Here is an 18,917-nt window from a genome sequence, read left to right on the forward strand (position 1 = left end):
ATGCCAGTCAGTTAACACTGACTGGCTTTTTTTTATAGGGATATTTAGATGGTTTCTTTTTCACACATCGTGGAAAGCTGCGCTCATGACGCCTTGTTGGTAACTGAAATAGCGTCAGCGTTTCTAATAAATGCTCATAGTGTTTTGGTAAATTTCCCGGACTTGTCAGTGGGATAGTTAACAGAAATACATTGATATGTCTTGAACAATGAGAAAAACTCAGTTGATTTGGCCATACTTCTAGTAACTCTGCTGCCTCACGCATGGCTATTCTTATAATATTGTAGGCAATTAGTAACCCCCACAATTCTTGCCTTATCATATCCGGCCTTTTTGAGCGTAGGATATAGTTTGAGTGCAACATTGTTTGTTTTATTTCTCGATATCCTATTTCTATTTCCCAGCGATGCATGTACAAATCAGCGATTTCTTTTGATGGGTAACGCATTACATCAAGCATTGATGTAAGAATCTGATACTGCTTATTATTATGCGTGTAAGTAAGCAGACGAGCTTCTATAAACTCTGGCAAGTCAGTAAACTTTTTTCGCGCTTGTGGCGATGTTTTAAGACGCACTAACTGGTCATTTTTACTCATTTTCTTTATGGTATCAACCGTTAAGCCTTTTCTGACAGGTATCATCCAGTGCCTTTCAGTCCCTGCTTGATGCCAACGATGCAAAAGCCCTAATGAATAATGACCGCGATCAAATAAGGTTAATGAGTTATCCGGTGTACCTTCAATGAGCTCTTCAGCGAGTGTCATTTCCCCTTGATGTTGCCCGTTAAAAGTACAATTAATGAGTTGATGGCTCGTTAGCTCCATGTGGCATACCATTCGAATTTGCGGATAGGTATTTTCACCATACTGGGTTGAGCCACACCCAAATACGTCTTTATTCTCTGGCGTATCATGTGTACGAAAAACAACGCCATCAACAGCTAATAGATTTAAGCCACAAAATGTATCAAAGTGGGCATGATTATAATGCCGTGACGCCATCATCTTGAAGACCTGCTCGACAGCACCTTCACCTAAGCGTTGTCTCGCTTGAACCATGGCACTAGGGGCAACTAGTTTCCCTTTACCTGGTAATGCGATGTCCATTTTAGAGGCTATATCCCAAACAGATTCATGACGAAATAAGCTCATACCAATCACAGACCAAACGACAGCATCGAGTGGTAAGCGACGTTTACGAACGGTGGCGACACCTGACTTTTTAAAAGCTTGGTTAAGTAATTCGGGATCTAATATGCCAGATAAGTTATCAAGCGTTGTAAATTCATCAGCAGATGAGAAAGTGGTTGAAAGAGCTGTTTGAATATCCATAAAAAAACCGTAATTAGCGAAACTAATTACGGATTATTCACGATCATTTAGATCGGTCAACCGATCAATTAACCTTAACTGATCGGCATTACGCTTGCTGGGCGCTTTTATTATGTTTTTTGTCTAATAGCTGGTAGCTATCAAGGGTATCTAAAAATAAGCCATTAAAGCCACGTGCCTTTAGTGATAGCGCACTATTTTGTATATGCTGTTGCCACTGCGCTGCAGTTAAGTCGCTAATATGGCTATTCCAATTAGGATTGACACTAAGTGAAGACTCACTTTTTGAAAACGACTCGCCAACACTTAAATAAGCATAAACAGCAATGTTACGCTGTTTGAGCCAGTTCAGCTCGTGCTTGGTTATTAGCTCGGGTTGCACTACTACACGCGAATAAAAAGTCATTTCAGCTAAGGGCATAGGTGCAGAGTAATAAAAAGCGATACTATTATTAGTCTCAGGTTTAGCAGTTACATTTGCGGTGATAAATAGCAGTATAAAAAATAAATACTTCATTAACCCTTCGTTTTAATTAATAAATAGCCAAGGTGCAATTAAAATAATTGTACCTGATTTGTTATAGGAGTTTAGTATTAATATTTTAATTATATGTTACAAAAAGCAAAAAAACTAAACAAATTTAAATTGTTTATATTGTAAGTAGTATTTTATGTTGTGCTTGCTCATCATTGCGGCAATTAATTAAATATTTTACCTGTATTAGGTGTTTTACTTACTTTAAAGGCTATTAATTATACTAGAGTAAGTTGCAACTTTATTACTATTCAGCTTAGGTTTATTAATGACAATGGCGTCTTTTAGTATTAAACCAAAGTAACTACGACTATAATCACTAGCCATTAGTTATACTTTTAAGTAAGTACCTACCTAAATTAAATAGACTTAGCCGTTTATGTGATGAAGGGGGGCTAGAGTAAATTATAAATTTTGCAGCGACTAAGTTACAAAATAAGAGTAGGGCTTTTACAGCTTGCAATGTGTTTATTTGGAGAAGAAATGAGTAATTTAAGCTTGAAAAGCAAATTGTTACTACTAGCTATTTTGCCGCTAATATTATTATTGGTCAGCTTTTTATCAAGTTCGTACTATTTAGAAATGCAAAGTCAGCAGCACAGCTTTGACACTTTTAAAAGTAAGTTATTAAAAGATAAACAAACGCTATTAAAAACTGAAATTGAAATTGGTAGTCAAGTAGTACAGCACCAGCTTGCAAATGGCACTGAGCAAGATGCTAAAAATGCATTAAGAAAACTAACCTTTGGCGAAGACGGCTATTTCTTTATTTATGACACTAATGGCGTGAGTGTTTTTCATGCCATGTTAGGTGATGCGATAGAAGGGCAAAACAAAATAGCCATGACTGATCCCAATGGTAAAAAAATCATTGTGGGCTTACTTGCACAAGCACGCCAGGGTGGCGGAGCATTTACCTATCATTTTCAAAAACCAAATACCAACGGCTTAGTTGAAAAAATTGGTTATGCAGCGATGATCCCTGGAACCAACTGGATGCTAGGCACTGGCGCTTATATGGACGACATAGAAGCAGAGCTTGAAGGCTTTGAGCTATCTATGCAAAAAAGCATGAACGAAAAAGTAACCACCTTATTGATCATTGCGTTCTTTTGTTTGTTATTAACTATTGCGGGTGCTTTATTTGCTGCCAACCATATGCTTAAACCAATACAAAGAATGGTGCAAAGCCTTGATGACATAGCTAAAGGTGAAGGCGACTTAACTAGACGTTTAGAAATTGACAGCCACGACGAAATTGGCCAATTAGGTGAGTCGTTTAATATATTCGTGAGTAAATTGCACGGTATTATAGCCAGTGTGGTTGATGTAACTAACGATGTTAAAACAGCATCAGTAGATATAAATACGCAAACTTTGGTGATTGAAGATAAGTTATTAAAACATAATCATGAAACTGATTTAGTCGCGACCGCGATTACTGAAATGTCTGCAACCTCTCACGAAGTGGCTCAAAATACGACCCAAGTTGCGGTGTCAACTCAGGCAGCAACGCAAGAAGTAGCAAGAGCGCAAGAATGTGTTGATATATCTTTAAGTGAAGTATCAAACTTAATGGCCGAAATAAATACAGCTGCAGAACAGGTTGATTCATTAAGTGAGCAATCTAAAAAGATTAATAGTGTATTAAGCGTTATTGGTGGTATTGCAGAGCAAACAAATTTACTGGCACTTAACGCAGCAATTGAAGCGGCTCGTGCGGGTGAGCAGGGCAGAGGTTTTGCAGTCGTTGCTGATGAAGTAAGAAGCTTAGCAAGTCGTACACAAGTAAGTACGTTAGAAATTAGCGAAATGCTTAGTGAGCTGCATAACTTAGTTACTGCGGCGGTTAACGCTATGCAAGCAAGTCAGCAAAGCTGTAATCGCTCAGTTGAGTCATCACGTGCTATTTCAGAAAGCTTAGGCGCGGTTACTACATCGGTTACCACAATAAACGATATGAGTACCCAAATAGCAACAGCTGCAACAGAGCAAAGTAGTGTAACTGAAGAGATAAACCGTAATGTTTTTGCTATTCAAGAAATTGTAAATGAGCTAACAGAGTCAAGTAAAACAACGTCATCGGTAAGTTTACATTTAGCTGGTCGTGGTGAAAGCTTAGGCGAATTGGTAGGGCAGTTTAAAATTTAAGACATATTTTTAAATTTAATCATTTATAAAGCCGTAATTTTTAGTTACGGCTTTTATTTTGCCTGCTGCAAAAAATCCTTCCTAGTTAACCTGAGCTCCGGATAATAAACTTATCTCAAGCAGCTATTTTCAGCGCTAACTGCGTTGAATTTACTTGCAATAGGCCAGCTATTGACGCGTAAATTCGCCTTGTTTTCACTGAAAACCTCTGGCTAGAGAAAATAAAATTAAATATAACGATGATTCAATATGTTAGTAAATCTCTTAACCAGAGTTCAGGTTAGTTAATGAAGATGTATGAAATTGCCTACACTTAAGCATCTGAAATCATATCAAAAGTAAGTCGTGATTGTGCTTGTATAATTAAATTTAAAAAATAATAAAAAAACATTAACCGCTGGTTATTTTTACGCATACAATGCGAAAAAAGCGGATGAGTTTGCATATTTTTTCAATATTTTATGCCCGCTACGTTACACTAATAGCAATACATATTAATAAGTGACTATTTACTAATATAACCTACTAAAATTTAAGGCTTAAGATGATTGAGTATCCGGTTGATAAACTACCCCAACTCATAAATGACTTATTACAGTGCGACACCACAGAGCGCAAAAATAAGTTATTAATAGACGCACAATTAACATTATCAACTGAGCATTTATCATTGCTTTTTGAAGCAATACCTAAAGAGCAGCGCCTTGAAATTTGGCAGTTGTTAGATGAAGACACGCAACACGAAATATTTGTTAATTTAAGCGATGACAGCACCTTATGGTTACTGCAAACTTTAGATGATAGCGACGGTTTTAAACTATTAGACGAAGTTAATGTAGAAGAGCTGCTTGAGCTTGAAGAAGTAATTCCTGAGCGATTTGTTGAGTATGCAAAAAAACAACTCGATGAAGCACAAACAAAGCAATATGAATTAGCGCAACAATACCCTTCTGAGCAAATAGGTCACTGGTTAGGTTTTGACTTTTTAAAAGTGTCTGAAAAGTTAACCGCGGGAGGCGCTAAAAAGTTACTCCATAAAGGGTTGCCGCAGTTCACAGAGGTTATTTATTTAGTGAGCCGTAAGGGCAGTTTAATTGGTGAAGTGGCAATTAATGATTTAATAAAAGCCAATGACAACGACAGTTTAATTACTTTAGCAAACCATGACTATGTATCGCTGCATGCAGATGATGATTTATACGAAGCTGCGGAAGTGGTTATTCATAGCGAAAAAATGGCAATGCCGGTTGTTAATGTTGATAACAAATTACTGGGCCGTTTAACCATTGCTTCAGCGTATGAGTTACGCCAAGAAATAACCGACGAGGCTGCCGCTAAAGCGGGTGGTCTGCGTGAAGACGAAGATTTATTTGCGAGTGTGCGAAAAAGTGCTAAAAACCGAGGTATTTGGTTAGGTATAAATTTGGCGACTGCATTTTTAGCCTCGTGGTTTATTGGCCTGTTTGGTGCAACTATAGAGCAAGTAGTGGCTTTAGCGGTATTAATGCCAATAGTGGCCTCTATGGGCGGAATTGCCGGGAGTCAAACGCTCACCGTTATTGTACGTGGCTTGGCACTTGGCCAGGTAACCGACTCTAACCGCGCAGCGCTACTTAAAAAAGAGCTAAGAGTGGGCGCGGTAAATGGTTTTGTATGGGCTTTTGTTATTGGCGCATTGACCTTTTTGTGGTTTAACGACGTTATGCTAAGTATTACTATTACCGTGGCTATTTTGCTTAACTTAGTTGCAGCATCGTTAGCCGGTGTAGTGATCCCTTCTATTTTAGATAAAATGAAAATAGATCCTGCGCTTTCGGGCTCAGTTATTTTAACTACAGTAACCGATATAGTTGGTTTTGTTACCTTTTTAGGTTTAGGTAGTTTGCTACTGTTATAGTGCCTTGTATCGCAAGGAACGCGTAAATAAATAGGAAAAACAATGACTTTTGATGTCATGATTTGGTGTGCTATTGCACTGTGTATTTCGCAGTCAGCAATATTTTCGGGTTTAAACTTGGCGTTTTTTTCGCTAAGTAGATTACAACTCGAAATGGAAAGCAGTAAAGGTAACGCCGCTGCGATAAAAGTAATGGCACTGCGTAACGATTCAAACTTTTTACTCTCGACTATTTTGTGGGGAAACGTAGGTATTAACGTACTGCTGACCTTACTTTCTGACTCGGTATTAATGGGTGCAAGTTCTTTTTTATTCTCAACTATTGCTATTACTATTATTGGCGAAATTACACCACAGGCGTATTTTTCACGTAATGCGTTAAAAATGGCCAGCATGTTGTCGCCGTTAATTAAGTTTTATCAATTACTGTTTTATGTCGTTGCTAAGCCTACAGGGCTAATACTCGATGCTTGGTTAGGCAAAGAAGGTATTACCTACTTTGCAGAGAGTGAGCTCAGAGGCATTATTCGTAAGCACATAGAAGCTGAAGAAGCCGATGTACAGCACGTAGAAGGTATTGGTGCACTTAACTTTTTTAGTTTAGATGAAATTAGTGTTACTCAAGAAGGCGAAGTGATAGATCCCGACTCAATCATAGCGTTACCAACCAAGCTTGATTTACCAATATTTCCTGAACTAACACTCAGTGCCGATAATGAATTTTTACGCAAACTGCACAAGTCTGGTTACAACTGGGTAATTATTACTAATCAGGCCGGTGATCCTTTGTTAGTGGTTGATGCGGATGGCTTTTTACGCGCAGCTTTGTTTGAGCCAGACACATTTGATCCGTACCACTTTTGCCACAGACCAATAATAGTGATCGATGAAAGTATGCGCTTAAGTGACGTTATTTTAAAAATTCGCGCCAGTCATTCATTAGACAAGTCATTCGATGGGGCAATTGAGCACGATGTAGTACTGGTATGGGGCGATGAAAAACGCATTATTACTGGGGCTGATATTTTTGGCCGATTACTAAAAGGTATGAGTGCGCCTAAACTTGAATTAAACCCCAGTATAGATCAACCTAAACCGCTTTAAACGGTTTAGGTTTATAAATTAATCACCTTTAATAATACTAACAATGCGCTGCGGTAAAGGTATTTCAATATTCGCTTTATTCATAGCGCTATAAACCCCACCATTAATAGCCAACTTGGTTTCGATTATTTTAGTGGTTGGTACCCAGTAGCGGTAGCTAATAGTTACGCCATTGTCGGCAAAGCGTTCTATACCAATTTGTGCATTGGGCACTTTAGCCACAAGCTCATGGCCATTCACAACATCTTCAATTAGTTGAACTGCGGTATTTGAGCACGCGCTGTAAGCAATGGTAATTTCGCCTTTTACCAATGAAAACTTAAACGAGTTATGGAGTATTTCACCGAGGATATGCTTATTGGGTATAGTTATTTCTACCTTTTCTTCGTCAATAAGTACTGTATGCCCCAGCTCTATTATTTTAACTTGCCCGCTGACATTTTTAACCTCTATAGTGTCGCCAACCACAAAAGGACGAGTGGCAATAATAGCAAGGCCAGCACCATAATTAGACAACATACCTTGCATTGCCAAACCCGCACCAAGCGACGCAGCACCAATAGCGGCCACAAAAGGGGTAACACTAATGCCTATTTTGCCCAGCGCAATAATAATGACAATTATTATGAGCAACACTTTAACTAGGTTACTCACAAAGTTAGTTAACGTGACGTCAATATTATGGCGAGCCATTAAATTAGCCACTACGTTGGCAAGCTTTTGCGCAACCCATAAGCCAATTAAGAGTATGAAAATAGCACCTACAATTTGCATGCTATAGGTAACTAAATACTCGGTAAGCATGGCGTAGTATTTTTCAAACTGTTCTATTTCTGGGCTGATCATATATGCTCTTAAGATGGCTGTTAAATATTTTTGCTAACTATAGCAAAGTGTTGACTAAGATTGGATATAAAAACGGTACTATTACAGCCGTTAAAAGCGCACTTAATGCCATGGCAACCGATGAAAATGCACCTATTTTAGGATGCTCAACCAATGCTGCTGCGGTGCCAATAGCGTGACAGGCAGTACCCATGGCAACGCCTTGCGCTTCATGGTTATAAATTTTAATTAGTTTAAAAAGTACAAAGCCAAATAAAGCACCCAATAAACCAATAAAAATAACCAAGGCAGCAGCGAGTGAGTCAATACCGCCTAATGACTCGGTTACAATTAGCGTTATAGGAGTTGTTACACTCAATGCTGCAACTGAGGCGCTAAGTTGTGTGGGTACAGCAAATATCATGCTGAGTAAAAAAGCCACTACAGTGGCGTTAATAATCCCTAAACTACAAGTGGTTACAATTAAGAGTAAGTTTTTACGTACATGAACAAACTGCTGATATAAAGGTAATGCTAGTGCCACAATAGCGGGCTCTAACAGCCAACTTAGTAATTGGCTGTGGCTAGCAAATTTAGTGTAAGGCAAGTTTAAATTAACCAAGAGTAAAGCAATAATAGCTATACTTAAAAATACAGGGTTAGTAAGTGATTTTAAAATAACATGCTTAACCCGCTGGTTAAGTAGCCTTAATAATAAAAACAGCGCAATAATAAACGGTACGCTAAGCCACCATAAATCTGGAGTTAGTTGTGTTGTTAGCGATTTTAGTTGCTCAGTCATTATTTACGCGTCCTTTAAAGTAGGCAATAACACTACTCACTAACAATAAGGTACTAATAGGGACTAGCAATACAATGGCAACTAAAAAAGGCCAATGCGACTTTATTAAGCCAAGGTGCTCAATAAAGCCAACCCCCGCAGGAATAAAAAAGATGGGCATAATATTTAAAATAGGTGAAGCGCAGGGCTTTAATTGATGCTCTTTTACTATGCCAGTTAACAGTAGCAGCAATAAAATAACCATTGCTAGTAAAGGCGCAGGAAAACTGCCGCCAATACTGTGCATAATGAATTTAGCCGCCGCTAAGCAGAGTAAAATAATTGCGCTACTTAACACATATTTCATTAGAGAACTCATTGGAAAGTCAGGAATTTAACTTTAACAAATCCCTGTTATTTATGCATGCATCATCTTACCAGCGTTTAGGGTTGGCATAATGAATATCGGTTTTACCCTTTGCTTTAGCAATTGCCTTTTTGGTATTTGGGCTAAGTAATAATCTAATTTGGCTAAAGGTTTCTTTGGCGAGTATGTTGCGTTGCTGAGTTTTATAGCTTTGCTGGGTAACGCGCTTAATTGCCGCCAGAGTGTCGGGCGAGCGGGCTAATAGTATTTCCAACATTTTTTGTGTGGCAGCCTCGGTGTCATCAGTTACTTGAGTGACCAAGCCAAGCTCTTTTGCTTGTAGCGCACTTATTGGATCAGCATGGCTGGCAAGCCATAGTGCTTGGTCGCGTTTTACTAAACCGCTCATTACAACATTAGCCCCCATATCTGGGCATAACCCCCAACGCGCTTCCATAATGGCAAATTGGGCATCGTGGTGCACTATTCTATAGTCAGCGCCGAGTGCAATTTGCAATCCACCGCCAAGGCAGTTGCCATTAATTTGGGCAATAACCGGCACGCTAAGCGATTGCCAACCCAATACTACCCGCTGGGCTAAATTTTTATTGCCAGGTAACCATTTAAATAATAATTTAATAATATTAAGCGGCGACGCCATAACTGCGGCTATATCTAACCCCGCGCAAAAGTGATCGCCATCGCCTTTTAAAACTACGGCGCGGATGCTGCGATCTTTTTTAAGCTTTTTTATTATTTTATTAAGCTCAACAAACATAGCAAAGCTTAAAGCATTTTGTTTTTGAGCTCTGCTTAGTGTGACAATTGCAATGCCTTGTTGTTTTTCTAACTTTATCATTTTGCACTCCTCTGACCTGTTGCCTGAGCTTATGATGTTATTTAAGTTAAGTAAAGTGAGCGTGGTTGATTAGGGTCTGTTTATCTTTCAAGGTTAAATTTGCAGCAGTGTGTTTGGTATTTAGGCAAGGCAGAGCCTATGTGGTGTGGTTATTCCCCATAAATAGGCGATAACGTAGCATCAATGCCAAACATGCGCTGCCCGAAGGGTTCTGCCTAGGGGCGATTGACTCTTTGTTGCCTACATGGATGTAGGTAAGGGGCGTGAGCAGGACGCGGAAGCTTTGCTCGGTTTTTACTTAGCCCACTAGGTTACAAACCTCGCGCCGTGATTAAATCGCCCCTAGTTTGAACAAATTTAATCCGCAAAGGTCAACAGACCCTAAAATAAAATGAATTTATTATTCAGCGGTAGGTCTCAATTGATTGATTTTACTTATAACAATTAAGAGACTGAAGAAAGTCAGTTTTTTCAGCGTTTTTTTCTCAAAACAACGATAACTTTTGGTATTATGATCATACTTTAAAAGCTCAAAGGTTAACTACTCATGTCAGGCCCGCGTTTATACACAGAAGAAGAAGCAACTCATCAAGCGTACGATATTTTTTTAGAGTTGGCACCAAGCAACCTGAATGAGCAAGACGTTGAAACTTTTAATCAATACAGAGAAGAACTTGGTTTTATTGAAGAGGGCGAGCCCGATGAGCAATGGCAGGATTTTGTTGCTCTAGAAGTTGAAGCTGATCATTTTTTGCAGGTGTTAGTAGGCTTAGAATTTGAAAATGACGATGTATTATTCGCTAAAATTTTAATTAGCCGTGATAAAGACGCGCCTTTTTGTCACATTTTATGGAAAGAGACTGAGTAACTCAGTTTTAGTTAAAGTTGTTTTATGATCACCTACAAGAGAGAGTGTTTTGCGTAAGTTTTTATTCTTAATTTTTTTAATGGTTTGCCGCCCAAGTTGGGCTGTCGATCCTTTTGAAGATTTTCATGAATACGGACAACTCTCGGATGAAGAAATTCATGATTTACATAAAGGCGAAATGCTTTACGGCGACACCGAATTTGGTTTTATATTAAGTAAAGGCAATACTAATTCGACCAGTTTTAAACTCAAAGGTAACCTTTATCAAGATTTTGAAAGCTGGCGTAATCAATTTAAAATAGATTCTTTATACAAACGCGATCATAACGATGACACCGGAAAGTCTGATGTGACCGCTAACCGGGTGTTTATATCAGCGCAAGGTAACTACAAAGTAGGCGTTAAGAATTCCTCATTTTTTATTTATGGCGATTACGAAGAAGATAAATTTAGCGGTCTAGCGTTTAAAAGTACTGTAGCAACAGGTTATGGTGCGCGCGTTTACCAAGGCGTTAAAAATAAAGTTGATATTGATATAGGACCTGGTTTGTATCGCTCTGTGGCTGAGGAGCAGTCTGATGTTAGCGAAGATGATAAAAACAAAGTAGGTTATTTAGTGCGTTTTGCTATGCAATGGGAGCGGTTGGTTTCTGAGCGAACGCGCTTTAACCAAGATGTAAGTATAGAGCAGTCTTTGTCGGGGCTTAATTCACGATTAAAGTCAGAAACAGCCTTGATCAGCCAAGTAATTGGTGGGGTATCACTTAAGTTTGCTTATATGTATCGTTATAATTCCAAACCTGAAGAAAATAAGCTCAAGTTTGACTCAGAGCTCAGCGCAACATTAGTTTATAGCTTTTAAGTTGTTTTATTTTTAATCGTATCGTTATTTAATTTTGAGAGTGTTATGTATCAGCATAAGCAGTATGCGCTATTTATATTTTTTGTATTAGTCTGGATTGGTGGCTTTGTAGCCCTTGCCTGGAATTTAATTGGGGCTGATGGCCCACTTATGGTGTTTGCCGGTATTTTAGTGCTGGTGGGTTTTTTGTTTCATGGCTTAACCGTAAAAGTAAATGACACTCATATTAGTTGGGCATTTGGTCCAGGTGTTGCTGGGCAAAGTATTGCACTTGCAGATATTGCAGAAGCTAAAGCGGTGCAAAACTCGTATCGTCATGGTATTGGTATTCGTATTACCCACGATGGCTGGATATATACAGTGTCTGGTTTTAGTGCGATTCAACTTACCCTTAAAGATGGCACTTTATACAGAGTGGGTACTAATGATCAGCAAGGCTTACTCACAGCGCTTGAAGGTAAAACCTGCAGAAACACTTAAAGCAGCTACCGATGATGTTAAACCTGCTGCGGTTTAAATGTAATTAAATTGAGTTTAGTAACAAAAAAAGCGCCTTAGGCGCTTTTTTATTTGCTTAGGGCATTTTAGTGGTCGTGACCACAACCGCCTTCACCATGTACATGACCATGGCTTAGTTCTTCTTCGGTTGCATCGCGTACTTCTAAAATTTCTACATTAAAGTTAAGCGTAATACCAGCCAGTGGGTTATTACCATCTACAATAACTTCTTCGTCTTGAATGTCGATGATCATGACTGATTGATCGCCATCATCGGTTGATGCACGAAACTGCATACCCACTTCAATTTCCATGCCTTCAAACATTTCTTTAGGCACAGCTTGCATTAAGTTGTCACTACGTTCGCCGTAACCTTCATCAGGTTCAACTTTTACGCTTAACGTGTCGCCAGCTTGTTTGCCTTGCAGAGCATTTTCTAGGCCTGAAATTAGATAGCCGGTGCCAATAATAAAAATTAATGGTTCGCCATCGAACGAGTTATCAATGGTATTGCCGTCATTATCTAATACCGAATAATGCATTTTTACCACTTTGTTTGCTGCAACGATCATAGTCAGTCCTATTTATTCATCTTCAAGAGAGTAGGGTAGAGGAAGAATGTTTAGCTCTACCGAAGGAGTGTGTTTTGCACGAAGTACCTGAGTAACATCAGTATCGTTTGGCAACACGACAAGGCCAGTAAGTGTTTTACTTTGTTCATTAAAGCTCTGGCTGATAAGTTTACCAGCGCGGCGCCAGTTTTCGCCTAGTTGTCTTTCTAGATCCAACTCAGTAAGTAACCCATCGCTTTGCCCTGAAACGATATACATAGCACGCTTATTTTTACCTAAGTATTTCATTCGCGCTACGGTTTCTTGCCCTGCGTAACAGCCTTTTTTAAAGCTAATGCCACCTATTGCTTGCAAGTTAACCATTTGCGGCACGTATTCACCAATCGCTTGCTCATTAAGCTGTGGCTCGCCGGCTAAAATAGCAGCTTGTTGCCATAGCATATCGTTTTCAAGCGTTACTACGTTATCAGGCAAGTTAAATTGCTCATCTACCATTAGTAAAAGTCGATTGCCGGTAAGCTTAAGAGCTTTACCATGGCTAAAATCGCATGCAGTGTCTTGCGCCGCAAATTCGATATTAAGTTGTGTGAGTAACTCAGTAAAGTCGTCGCTAATTAAGCCAATTAATCGCTGTGGTGCTACGTTAATGTCTACTTTAGCAAATACCGCATACTTTTTTAACTCGGCTAAAGAGCACTCCACTTCAGCCTTAGAGCCAATTAAATAGTAATGATCTTGATGAGAAAATAATTTAAACACGCCCCATAACTTACCTTTGGCGCTACAGTGCCCGGCCCAAAGATAATTGTTGTTGGTTAGCTTGTTGATATCCTGAGTGATTTGTCCGTGAAGATAAGATAATTTATCTGCGCCAGAGAAGCTAATAAGCTGATGAGATAAAGCACATGCATGAACAATCGACATAAACACCTTCTTTGACTATTTAATGAGGTAACATAATAACGTAGATACAACCTTGGGTACAGCAGCTAACTCTGTACGGGTTTTTATTATTTTAATAAGTGATTAAGAGCTGCTAAATTAATTGGTATTTGTTAAACTCAGGTCAATTAAATATGAGGTTTAAAATGACTGAAATTCATAGTAAAGCACGTATCCGTTGGGCTTGTCGCCGTGGCATGCTAGAGCTAGATGTATTGTTTATGCCCTTTGTAGAGGATGCTTTTGATTCACTTAGCGTTGAACAGCAAGCTATTTTTCAGCGTTTACTTACCGAAGAAGATCCTGACTTATTTGCTTGGTTTATGGGCCATAAAGAATGTAAAGATGAGCAGCTCAACAGCATGGTGCAACTTATTTTAGACCGAGTTCGTGTATAGGTTTACAGTTACAGCAAACAAAACAGACCATAAACCTATTGTGGTCTTTTTTTGTGTTTTAACATTATTGCTGTGCTTATTTTTAAGTTCACTCGAGGCAATCATTTTTTGCATAGTTGTTAACTTTGTAGCGGCCATACTTGTATGGCTAAAAATGCAGGCAGTACAGCCACTTGAAGGCGTTATTATTTTAGCCCCAAAGCAGTTTAGGTTTGAAAATAGCACACGGTTAATTCAAGGCGAAATAAGTGCTAAAAGCCGCTTAATTGGCAACAGTGTTTGGCTTTATATTAAGGGTTTTAATAACAACTATTGGCTGATTATTACAGCCAATAGTGTTGATGTACAAAGCTATGCGCGCCTAAAACGCGCCACACTTAATGCAATTAACGCTGTGGAGTTAAAATAGTAGGTGTTGGATTAGCGTTTTGCTCTGGATAGTCAATAGTGTAGTGCAGGCCACGGCTTTCTTTACGCTCAAGTGCACTGCGAATAATTAGTTCGGCAACTTGTACCAAATTACGCAGCTCTAACAAGTTATTACTAACTCTAAAGTTAGCGTAATAGTCATGTATTTCCTGCTGTAACAACTCAACTCTATGTAGTGCACGCTCTAAGCGTTTAGTTGAGCGCACAATACCCACGTAGTCCCACATAAACAACCTTAGTTCATGCCAGTTGTGAGTAATCACTATTTCTTCATCTGAATTAGCTACGCGGCTTTCATCCCAGTGCGGCAGATTAATGGGCTCTGGTGCATGTTCAATTTTGCTTAAAATGTCTTTTGCAGCCGCATGGGCAAACACAATACACTCTAGTAATGAGTTACTCGCCATACGATTAGCACCATGTAAGCCGGTATAAGCAACTTCACCTACTGCATATAAGTTATCTAAATCGGTTTTACCATTAAAGTCAGTCATTACTCCACCACAGGTATAATGCGCTGCAGGTACAACAGGAATAGGATCTTTGGTAATATCGAGCCCGACACTTAGACACTTTGCATATATAGTGGGGAAGTGCTCAATAATAAAATCTTTATCTTTGTGACTAATGTCTAAAAATACGCAATTGGCACCCAAACGTTTCATTTCAAAGTCGATAGCGCGAGCAACAATATCGCGAGGAGCAAGCTCTTCACGCTCATCAAACTCGTGCATAAATCGGCTGCCGTCGGGGCGTCTTAAATAAGCGCCTTCACCACGCATTGCCTCGGTAATTAAAAAGTTTTGTAATTCAGGGTGGTACAAACTGGTTGGATGAAACTGGTTAAATTCCATGTTCGCCACTCTACAACCCGCACGCCATGCCATAGCAATACCATCACCACTGGAGACATCAGGGTTTGAAGTATACAAATACACTTTACTAGCGCCACCTGTAGCTAAAGCAACAAATTTAGCCGCAATTGTTTCTACTTTTTTGGCGTTTTTATTCCATACATACATGCCATTTATATGCGAGCTGGCTTTATTGCCGCTTTTATCTGTAATTAAATCAATGGCGTTGTAATGCTCTAACAGGGTGATGTTTTTGTGGGCTTGAACTTGGCTGATTAATGTAGTTTGTACGGCTTTACCAGTAGCGTCGGCGGCGTGTAAAATGCGTCGGTGGCTGTGGCCGCCTTCACGCGTTAAATGAAAACGCTCTTTACCATGGCTATCCAGCTCTATATCAAACGGTACGCCTTGATTAATTAACCATTGCAAACAATCGTGGGCATTACTAGCGGTATAGTGCACTGCTTCTTTGTCGCATAAGCCACCGCCCGCATCGAGCGTGTCTTGCACATGTGATTCTATACTGTCATGTTTCTTATCAAATACCGCGGCTATACCACCTTGGGCATAGAGTGTGGAGCCTTCAGTGAGTGCTCCCTTACTGATTACGGTAACGTTACAATAGTTAGCTAAAGATAAGGCAAGTGATAAGCCCGCTGCGCCGCTACCGATAATAGCGACATCTGCAATGTGATGTTTATTTTGGTTCATGTCAGAGGTACTTTGCGGTTACAATGCCCATATAGAGCAATGTTTGTTTTCAATAGTGGTAGTTGTATCATATTTGCCATCATACCAAGTAGTAATTTTGGCTCTAACTACGGTTATTTACGACTATTTAATAAAAAAACAATATAAAGCAGAACTTTTTATTCATGTAAGAGTCAGAGTATCTGTGAACAATGGCGACACTATGAATGATAAGCAAAAATTAGACACAGGAGTACCGGCTCGAATGAGCGAGCAGGATCAAGATTTAGCGCTAGTAAAAAGGGTTCAGCAAGGAGATAAAAACGCCTTCAACCTATTAGTAAAGAAGTATCAAAACAAAATTGCCGGTTTGATCTCACGTTATGTGTCAAATCAGGGTGATATTGCAGATGTAGCACAAGAAGCGTTTATAAAAGCTTATCGTGCGCTTCCTAACTTCAGGGGCGATAGTGCCTTTTATACTTGGTTGTACCGTATTGCAGTAAATTGTGCTAAAAATTATTTAGTAGCTCAGGGGCGTAAACCGCCAGCAAGTGATATAGACGCACAAGATGCCGAATTTTATGACTGCGCGGACTCAATGCGTTCTAACGCATCTCCTGAAAATTTACTGCTGAGCGAAGAAGTACGCGCTGTTATTTTTAATACGATTGATAGTTTGCCTGAAGATCTTAAAACCGCAATCACCCTCAGAGAAATTGAAGGGATGAGCTATGAAGAAATAGCTGTGGTAATGGATTGCCCAGTCGGGACGGTACGTTCGCGTATATTTCGTGCCCGTGAAGCAATTGATAACAAATTAAACCCATTAATAGGCGAGTCTTAGTATGATAAAAGCACACGTTAACAGGTTAGATGACGAATCGTTATCTGCATTACTTGACGGCGAGCAACAACTAGCAGATGCAAAAATTGCAGAGCAAGACGTTGCTACCTTTGGCCGTTATGCGTTAATTGGTGATGCAATGCGAGCTCAAAAAGATCACAGCGATATTCATATTGATATTAGCAAGCGTGTTGCGTTAGCACTCGAAAGCGAACCAGTATATGCAGATTTCAGTCAGTCTAAAGCGCAATCTGCGCCGCAAAGTGATACTATAAACGACAATAAAGTTGTGGCATTTAATTGGCGCAAGCCAGTGGCGCAACTTGCAATTGCAGCAAGTGTTGCTATGTTTGCTATTGTAGGCGTAAATATGTTGCCACAGGGCGATGGCGCGCAACAAAGCGAAATTCCATTGCTGCAAACAACACCTTTTACAGGTACTGCATCACCAGTGAGTTATTCATCGGAGCCCGCGCTTAAAAACGCAGAAAATGGTTTGCGTGAATTGCAGCAGCAACGTATTGGCGCACTTGTTTTAGAGCATCAACGCCAAGCTCGTGTTGCACATTCATTAGAGGCTGCGCAAACGGATGCAAAAAAACCAGAGGAAAACAACTAATTAAATGAAAGTAATTACTTTTATTCTGTCGCTGGCAATCAGCTTTAATACCTTTGCCAGCGACACCAATCCTGCCAAAGATTTACTGCTTAAAATGGCTAATGCCGTTCATACCCGTAACTTTGACGCCTCGTTTGTGGTTGTTAAAGGTAAAACCATGGAACCCTACCGTTGGTTACATGCAAAACAAGATGACATTGAGATAGAACACTTAAGTTTACTCAATGGCGCGGGCCTAGAAATGGTACGCGTTGACAACCAAGTTACTTATTTTGAGCCGCAATCAGAGCCTTATTCACTTACAACTGATTCAATTGCAGGGCCAATTCCTGAAGTACTGTTTAAAAACGTTGAGCGTTTAAGTGGCCATTATGACTTTGTACTTGGTGGAAAAGGGCGTATATCAGGACGAGCAGCTCAGTTAGTACGTATAGAATCTAAAGATGAAGACAAATATAACTACTGGATTTGGCTTGATATGGAATCCTCTTTATTACTAAAAGCAGCCTATGTTAATCATCAAGGCGAAGCTTTAGAGCAACTGCAACTTACCCACATAAGTGTTACAGAGCAGCCTGCTAGTATGTTGCTGGAAATACTTAATCGCAACTTTCCAACCCCGTTACCAAATAACTCACTCGAAACATTGGTCAGTGATAAGGCAAAAACGTGGAAAATAGACTGGTTGCCAGCAGGCTTTGAATTATTAAAATCAGACCGCCATAAATTAGATTTAAATAATGAATTAACCGACTACTATTTATTTTCAGATGGCTTTGTAGAAGTGTCGGTATTTATACAAAGACCTTTGCCGGGTAAGCGCTTAAGTGGCTCACTCACCTCTGGGGCAACCACAGTTTATATGCACAACGGCGGTAATTTTGATGTTTCGGTGGTGGGTAATATTCCTAGTTTAACGGCCAAAAAAATTGCAGAGTCGGTGACCCGCGCATTATAAACGATTTATAAAGAGTTGTTATGATAGAACAAACCTTAAAAGTTGTGGCCCTTAGTGGCCACATTGCACATTTAGAGGCACAACAAAAACAAGCATGCGAAGGCTGTAATGGTCGTTGTGGATCGCAGGTGTTTAGTAAGTTATTTGGCAGTGCTAAAAAAACCTTTCCCTATAAATTTGACACGCCCGTAGTGGTGGGACAAAAAATCACCTTGTCGCTTGATGACAGCCACGTTGTTAAACACGCCTTTACTGTATATATGTTGCCGCTATTTTTAAGCCTAGGCTTTGCGCTAGTTGCCGCTGAATTACTGTTAGTTACCGAAGGATGGCAAATTTTAGCTGCTGCTTTGGGTGGCGGTATTGGCTTTTTAATGGCTAAAATGTGGGTTAAATCATTCAGGCATGATATCAAAGTGATAAAAATTCATCCAATTAGCCTTCCTTTAACTCAAATAGATGGTGATTGATGCCAATTAAATGTAAAATTGCCCGCTTACGCCACAGCAACTTGAAAATATAAAAATA

General features: G+C 39.5%; 21 protein-coding genes. 12 read left to right on the forward strand and 9 right to left on the reverse strand.

What is annotated here, in order from left to right:
* Positions 1–7 precede the first annotated feature (7 nt).
* Positions 8–1,333, reverse strand: coding sequence for an IS4 family transposase (locus PNIG_RS03775; RefSeq protein ID WP_089367838.1), 1,326 nt, complete (start codon positions 1,331–1,333; stop codon positions 8–10).
* An 88-nt stretch (positions 1,334–1,421) separates the two neighbouring features.
* A complete protein-coding gene (locus PNIG_RS03780) occupies positions 1,422–1,850 on the reverse strand; it encodes an endo alpha-1,4 polygalactosaminidase (RefSeq protein ID WP_225741070.1) in 429 nt (142 codons plus the stop codon).
* A 501-nt stretch (positions 1,851–2,351) separates the two neighbouring features.
* Between PNIG_RS03780 and PNIG_RS03785 the strand changes: the two genes are divergently transcribed.
* The 3 genes from PNIG_RS03785 to PNIG_RS03795 all read left to right on the forward strand — a co-directional run bounded on the left by PNIG_RS03785 (position 2,352) and on the right by PNIG_RS03795 (position 7,020).
* Positions 2,352–4,019, forward strand: coding sequence for a methyl-accepting chemotaxis protein (locus PNIG_RS03785; protein ID WP_011327407.1), 1,668 nt, complete (start codon positions 2,352–2,354; stop codon positions 4,017–4,019).
* Positions 4,020–4,563: 544 nt separating this feature from the next.
* A complete protein-coding gene (locus PNIG_RS03790) occupies positions 4,564–5,916 on the forward strand; it encodes a magnesium transporter (RefSeq protein ID WP_011327408.1) in 1,353 nt (450 codons plus the stop codon).
* A gap of 42 nt (positions 5,917–5,958) precedes the next feature.
* Positions 5,959–7,020 carry a DUF21 domain-containing protein gene (locus PNIG_RS03795; RefSeq protein WP_089367839.1) on the forward strand — a complete coding sequence of 354 codons (1,062 nt, stop codon included), beginning with the start codon at positions 5,959–5,961 and terminating at the stop codon, positions 7,018–7,020.
* An 18-nt stretch (positions 7,021–7,038) separates the two neighbouring features.
* Here PNIG_RS03795 and PNIG_RS03800 read toward each other — a convergent pair whose 3' ends face one another.
* The 4 genes from PNIG_RS03800 to PNIG_RS03815 form a co-directional block, all read right to left on the reverse strand.
* Complete coding sequence (locus tag PNIG_RS03800) at positions 7,039–7,866, reverse strand: mechanosensitive ion channel family protein (protein WP_089367840.1); 828 nt, start codon at positions 7,864–7,866, stop codon at positions 7,039–7,041.
* Positions 7,867–7,903: 37 nt separating this feature from the next.
* A complete protein-coding gene (locus tag PNIG_RS03805) occupies positions 7,904–8,647 on the reverse strand; it encodes an LrgB family protein (protein WP_086995023.1) in 744 nt (247 codons plus the stop codon).
* Positions 8,640–8,993, reverse strand: a complete 354-nt coding sequence (locus PNIG_RS03810; protein WP_011327412.1) for a CidA/LrgA family protein — start codon at positions 8,991–8,993, stop codon at positions 8,640–8,642. Before PNIG_RS03810 ends, PNIG_RS03805 begins: the two co-directional genes overlap by 8 nt.
* Before the next feature lie 67 nt (positions 8,994–9,060).
* Entirely contained in the window at positions 9,061–9,852 is a 792-nt protein-coding gene (locus PNIG_RS03815) for a crotonase/enoyl-CoA hydratase family protein (protein WP_089367841.1), read from the reverse strand.
* A 547-nt stretch (positions 9,853–10,399) separates the two neighbouring features.
* On the opposite strand from PNIG_RS03815, the gene PNIG_RS03820 reads away from it, so the two are divergent.
* The 3 genes from PNIG_RS03820 to PNIG_RS03830 all read left to right on the forward strand — a co-directional run bounded on the left by PNIG_RS03820 (position 10,400) and on the right by PNIG_RS03830 (position 12,062).
* Complete coding sequence (locus PNIG_RS03820; RefSeq protein WP_011327414.1) at positions 10,400–10,720, forward strand: HI1450 family dsDNA-mimic protein; 321 nt, start codon at positions 10,400–10,402, stop codon at positions 10,718–10,720.
* 79 nt (positions 10,721–10,799) lie between these two features.
* Positions 10,800–11,582 (forward strand): DUF481 domain-containing protein, encoded by a 783-nt coding sequence (locus PNIG_RS03825; RefSeq protein WP_086995029.1) that lies wholly within the window; start codon positions 10,800–10,802, stop codon positions 11,580–11,582.
* Positions 11,583–11,627: 45 nt separating this feature from the next.
* Positions 11,628–12,062, forward strand: coding sequence for a hypothetical protein (locus tag PNIG_RS03830; protein WP_089367842.1), 435 nt, complete (start codon positions 11,628–11,630; stop codon positions 12,060–12,062).
* 104 nt (positions 12,063–12,166) lie between these two features.
* Here the strand turns inward: PNIG_RS03830 and PNIG_RS03835 are convergent, their stop codons facing one another.
* Positions 12,167–12,652 carry an FKBP-type peptidyl-prolyl cis-trans isomerase gene (locus tag PNIG_RS03835; protein ID WP_011327417.1) on the reverse strand — a complete coding sequence of 162 codons (486 nt, stop codon included), beginning with the start codon at positions 12,650–12,652 and terminating at the stop codon, positions 12,167–12,169.
* A 12-nt stretch (positions 12,653–12,664) separates the two neighbouring features.
* Positions 12,665–13,576, reverse strand: a complete 912-nt coding sequence (gene ygfZ / locus PNIG_RS03840; RefSeq protein WP_089367843.1) for a tRNA-modifying protein YgfZ — start codon at positions 13,574–13,576, stop codon at positions 12,665–12,667.
* Positions 13,577–13,740: 164 nt separating this feature from the next.
* On the opposite strand from ygfZ, the gene PNIG_RS03845 reads away from it, so the two are divergent.
* Together PNIG_RS03845 and PNIG_RS03850 are read left to right on the forward strand one after the other, a co-directional pair.
* Positions 13,741–13,992 (forward strand): FAD assembly factor SdhE, encoded by a 252-nt coding sequence (locus PNIG_RS03845; RefSeq protein ID WP_011327419.1) that lies wholly within the window; start codon positions 13,741–13,743, stop codon positions 13,990–13,992.
* 40 nt (positions 13,993–14,032) lie between these two features.
* Positions 14,033–14,401, forward strand: a complete 369-nt coding sequence (locus PNIG_RS03850; RefSeq protein WP_041454661.1) for a hypothetical protein — start codon at positions 14,033–14,035, stop codon at positions 14,399–14,401.
* On the opposite strand, the gene nadB is transcribed toward PNIG_RS03850, so the two are convergent.
* Positions 14,379–15,986 carry an L-aspartate oxidase gene (nadB, locus tag PNIG_RS03855; RefSeq protein WP_011327421.1) on the reverse strand — a complete coding sequence of 536 codons (1,608 nt, stop codon included), beginning with the start codon at positions 15,984–15,986 and terminating at the stop codon, positions 14,379–14,381. The two genes, PNIG_RS03850 and nadB, sit on opposite strands and share 23 nt — an antisense overlap.
* 244 nt (positions 15,987–16,230) lie before the next feature.
* Here nadB and rpoE point away from each other — a divergent pair, with 244 nt between their 5' ends.
* From rpoE to PNIG_RS03875, 4 genes are read left to right on the forward strand one after another with little or no spacing between them, the layout of a single operon-like run.
* A complete protein-coding gene (rpoE, locus tag PNIG_RS03860; RefSeq protein ID WP_011327422.1) occupies positions 16,231–16,812 on the forward strand; it encodes an RNA polymerase sigma factor RpoE in 582 nt (193 codons plus the stop codon).
* Between the two features lies 1 nt (position 16,813).
* Positions 16,814–17,431: a sigma-E factor negative regulatory protein gene (locus tag PNIG_RS03865; protein WP_011327423.1), complete on the forward strand. Its 618-nt coding sequence runs from the start codon at positions 16,814–16,816 to the stop codon at positions 17,429–17,431.
* Between the two features lie 4 nt (positions 17,432–17,435).
* The gene (locus tag PNIG_RS03870) at positions 17,436–18,389 is read left to right on the forward strand and encodes a MucB/RseB C-terminal domain-containing protein (protein ID WP_089367844.1); all 954 of its coding nucleotides are present in this window, start codon (positions 17,436–17,438) and stop codon (positions 18,387–18,389) included.
* Positions 18,390–18,409: 20 nt separating this feature from the next.
* Positions 18,410–18,859, forward strand: coding sequence for a SoxR reducing system RseC family protein (locus PNIG_RS03875; protein ID WP_011327425.1), 450 nt, complete (start codon positions 18,410–18,412; stop codon positions 18,857–18,859).
* Positions 18,860–18,917 lie beyond the last annotated feature (58 nt).

This window comes from Pseudoalteromonas nigrifaciens (genome assembly GCF_002221505.1).
GTDB classification, from domain to species: Bacteria; Pseudomonadota; Gammaproteobacteria; order Enterobacterales; family Alteromonadaceae; genus Pseudoalteromonas; species Pseudoalteromonas nigrifaciens.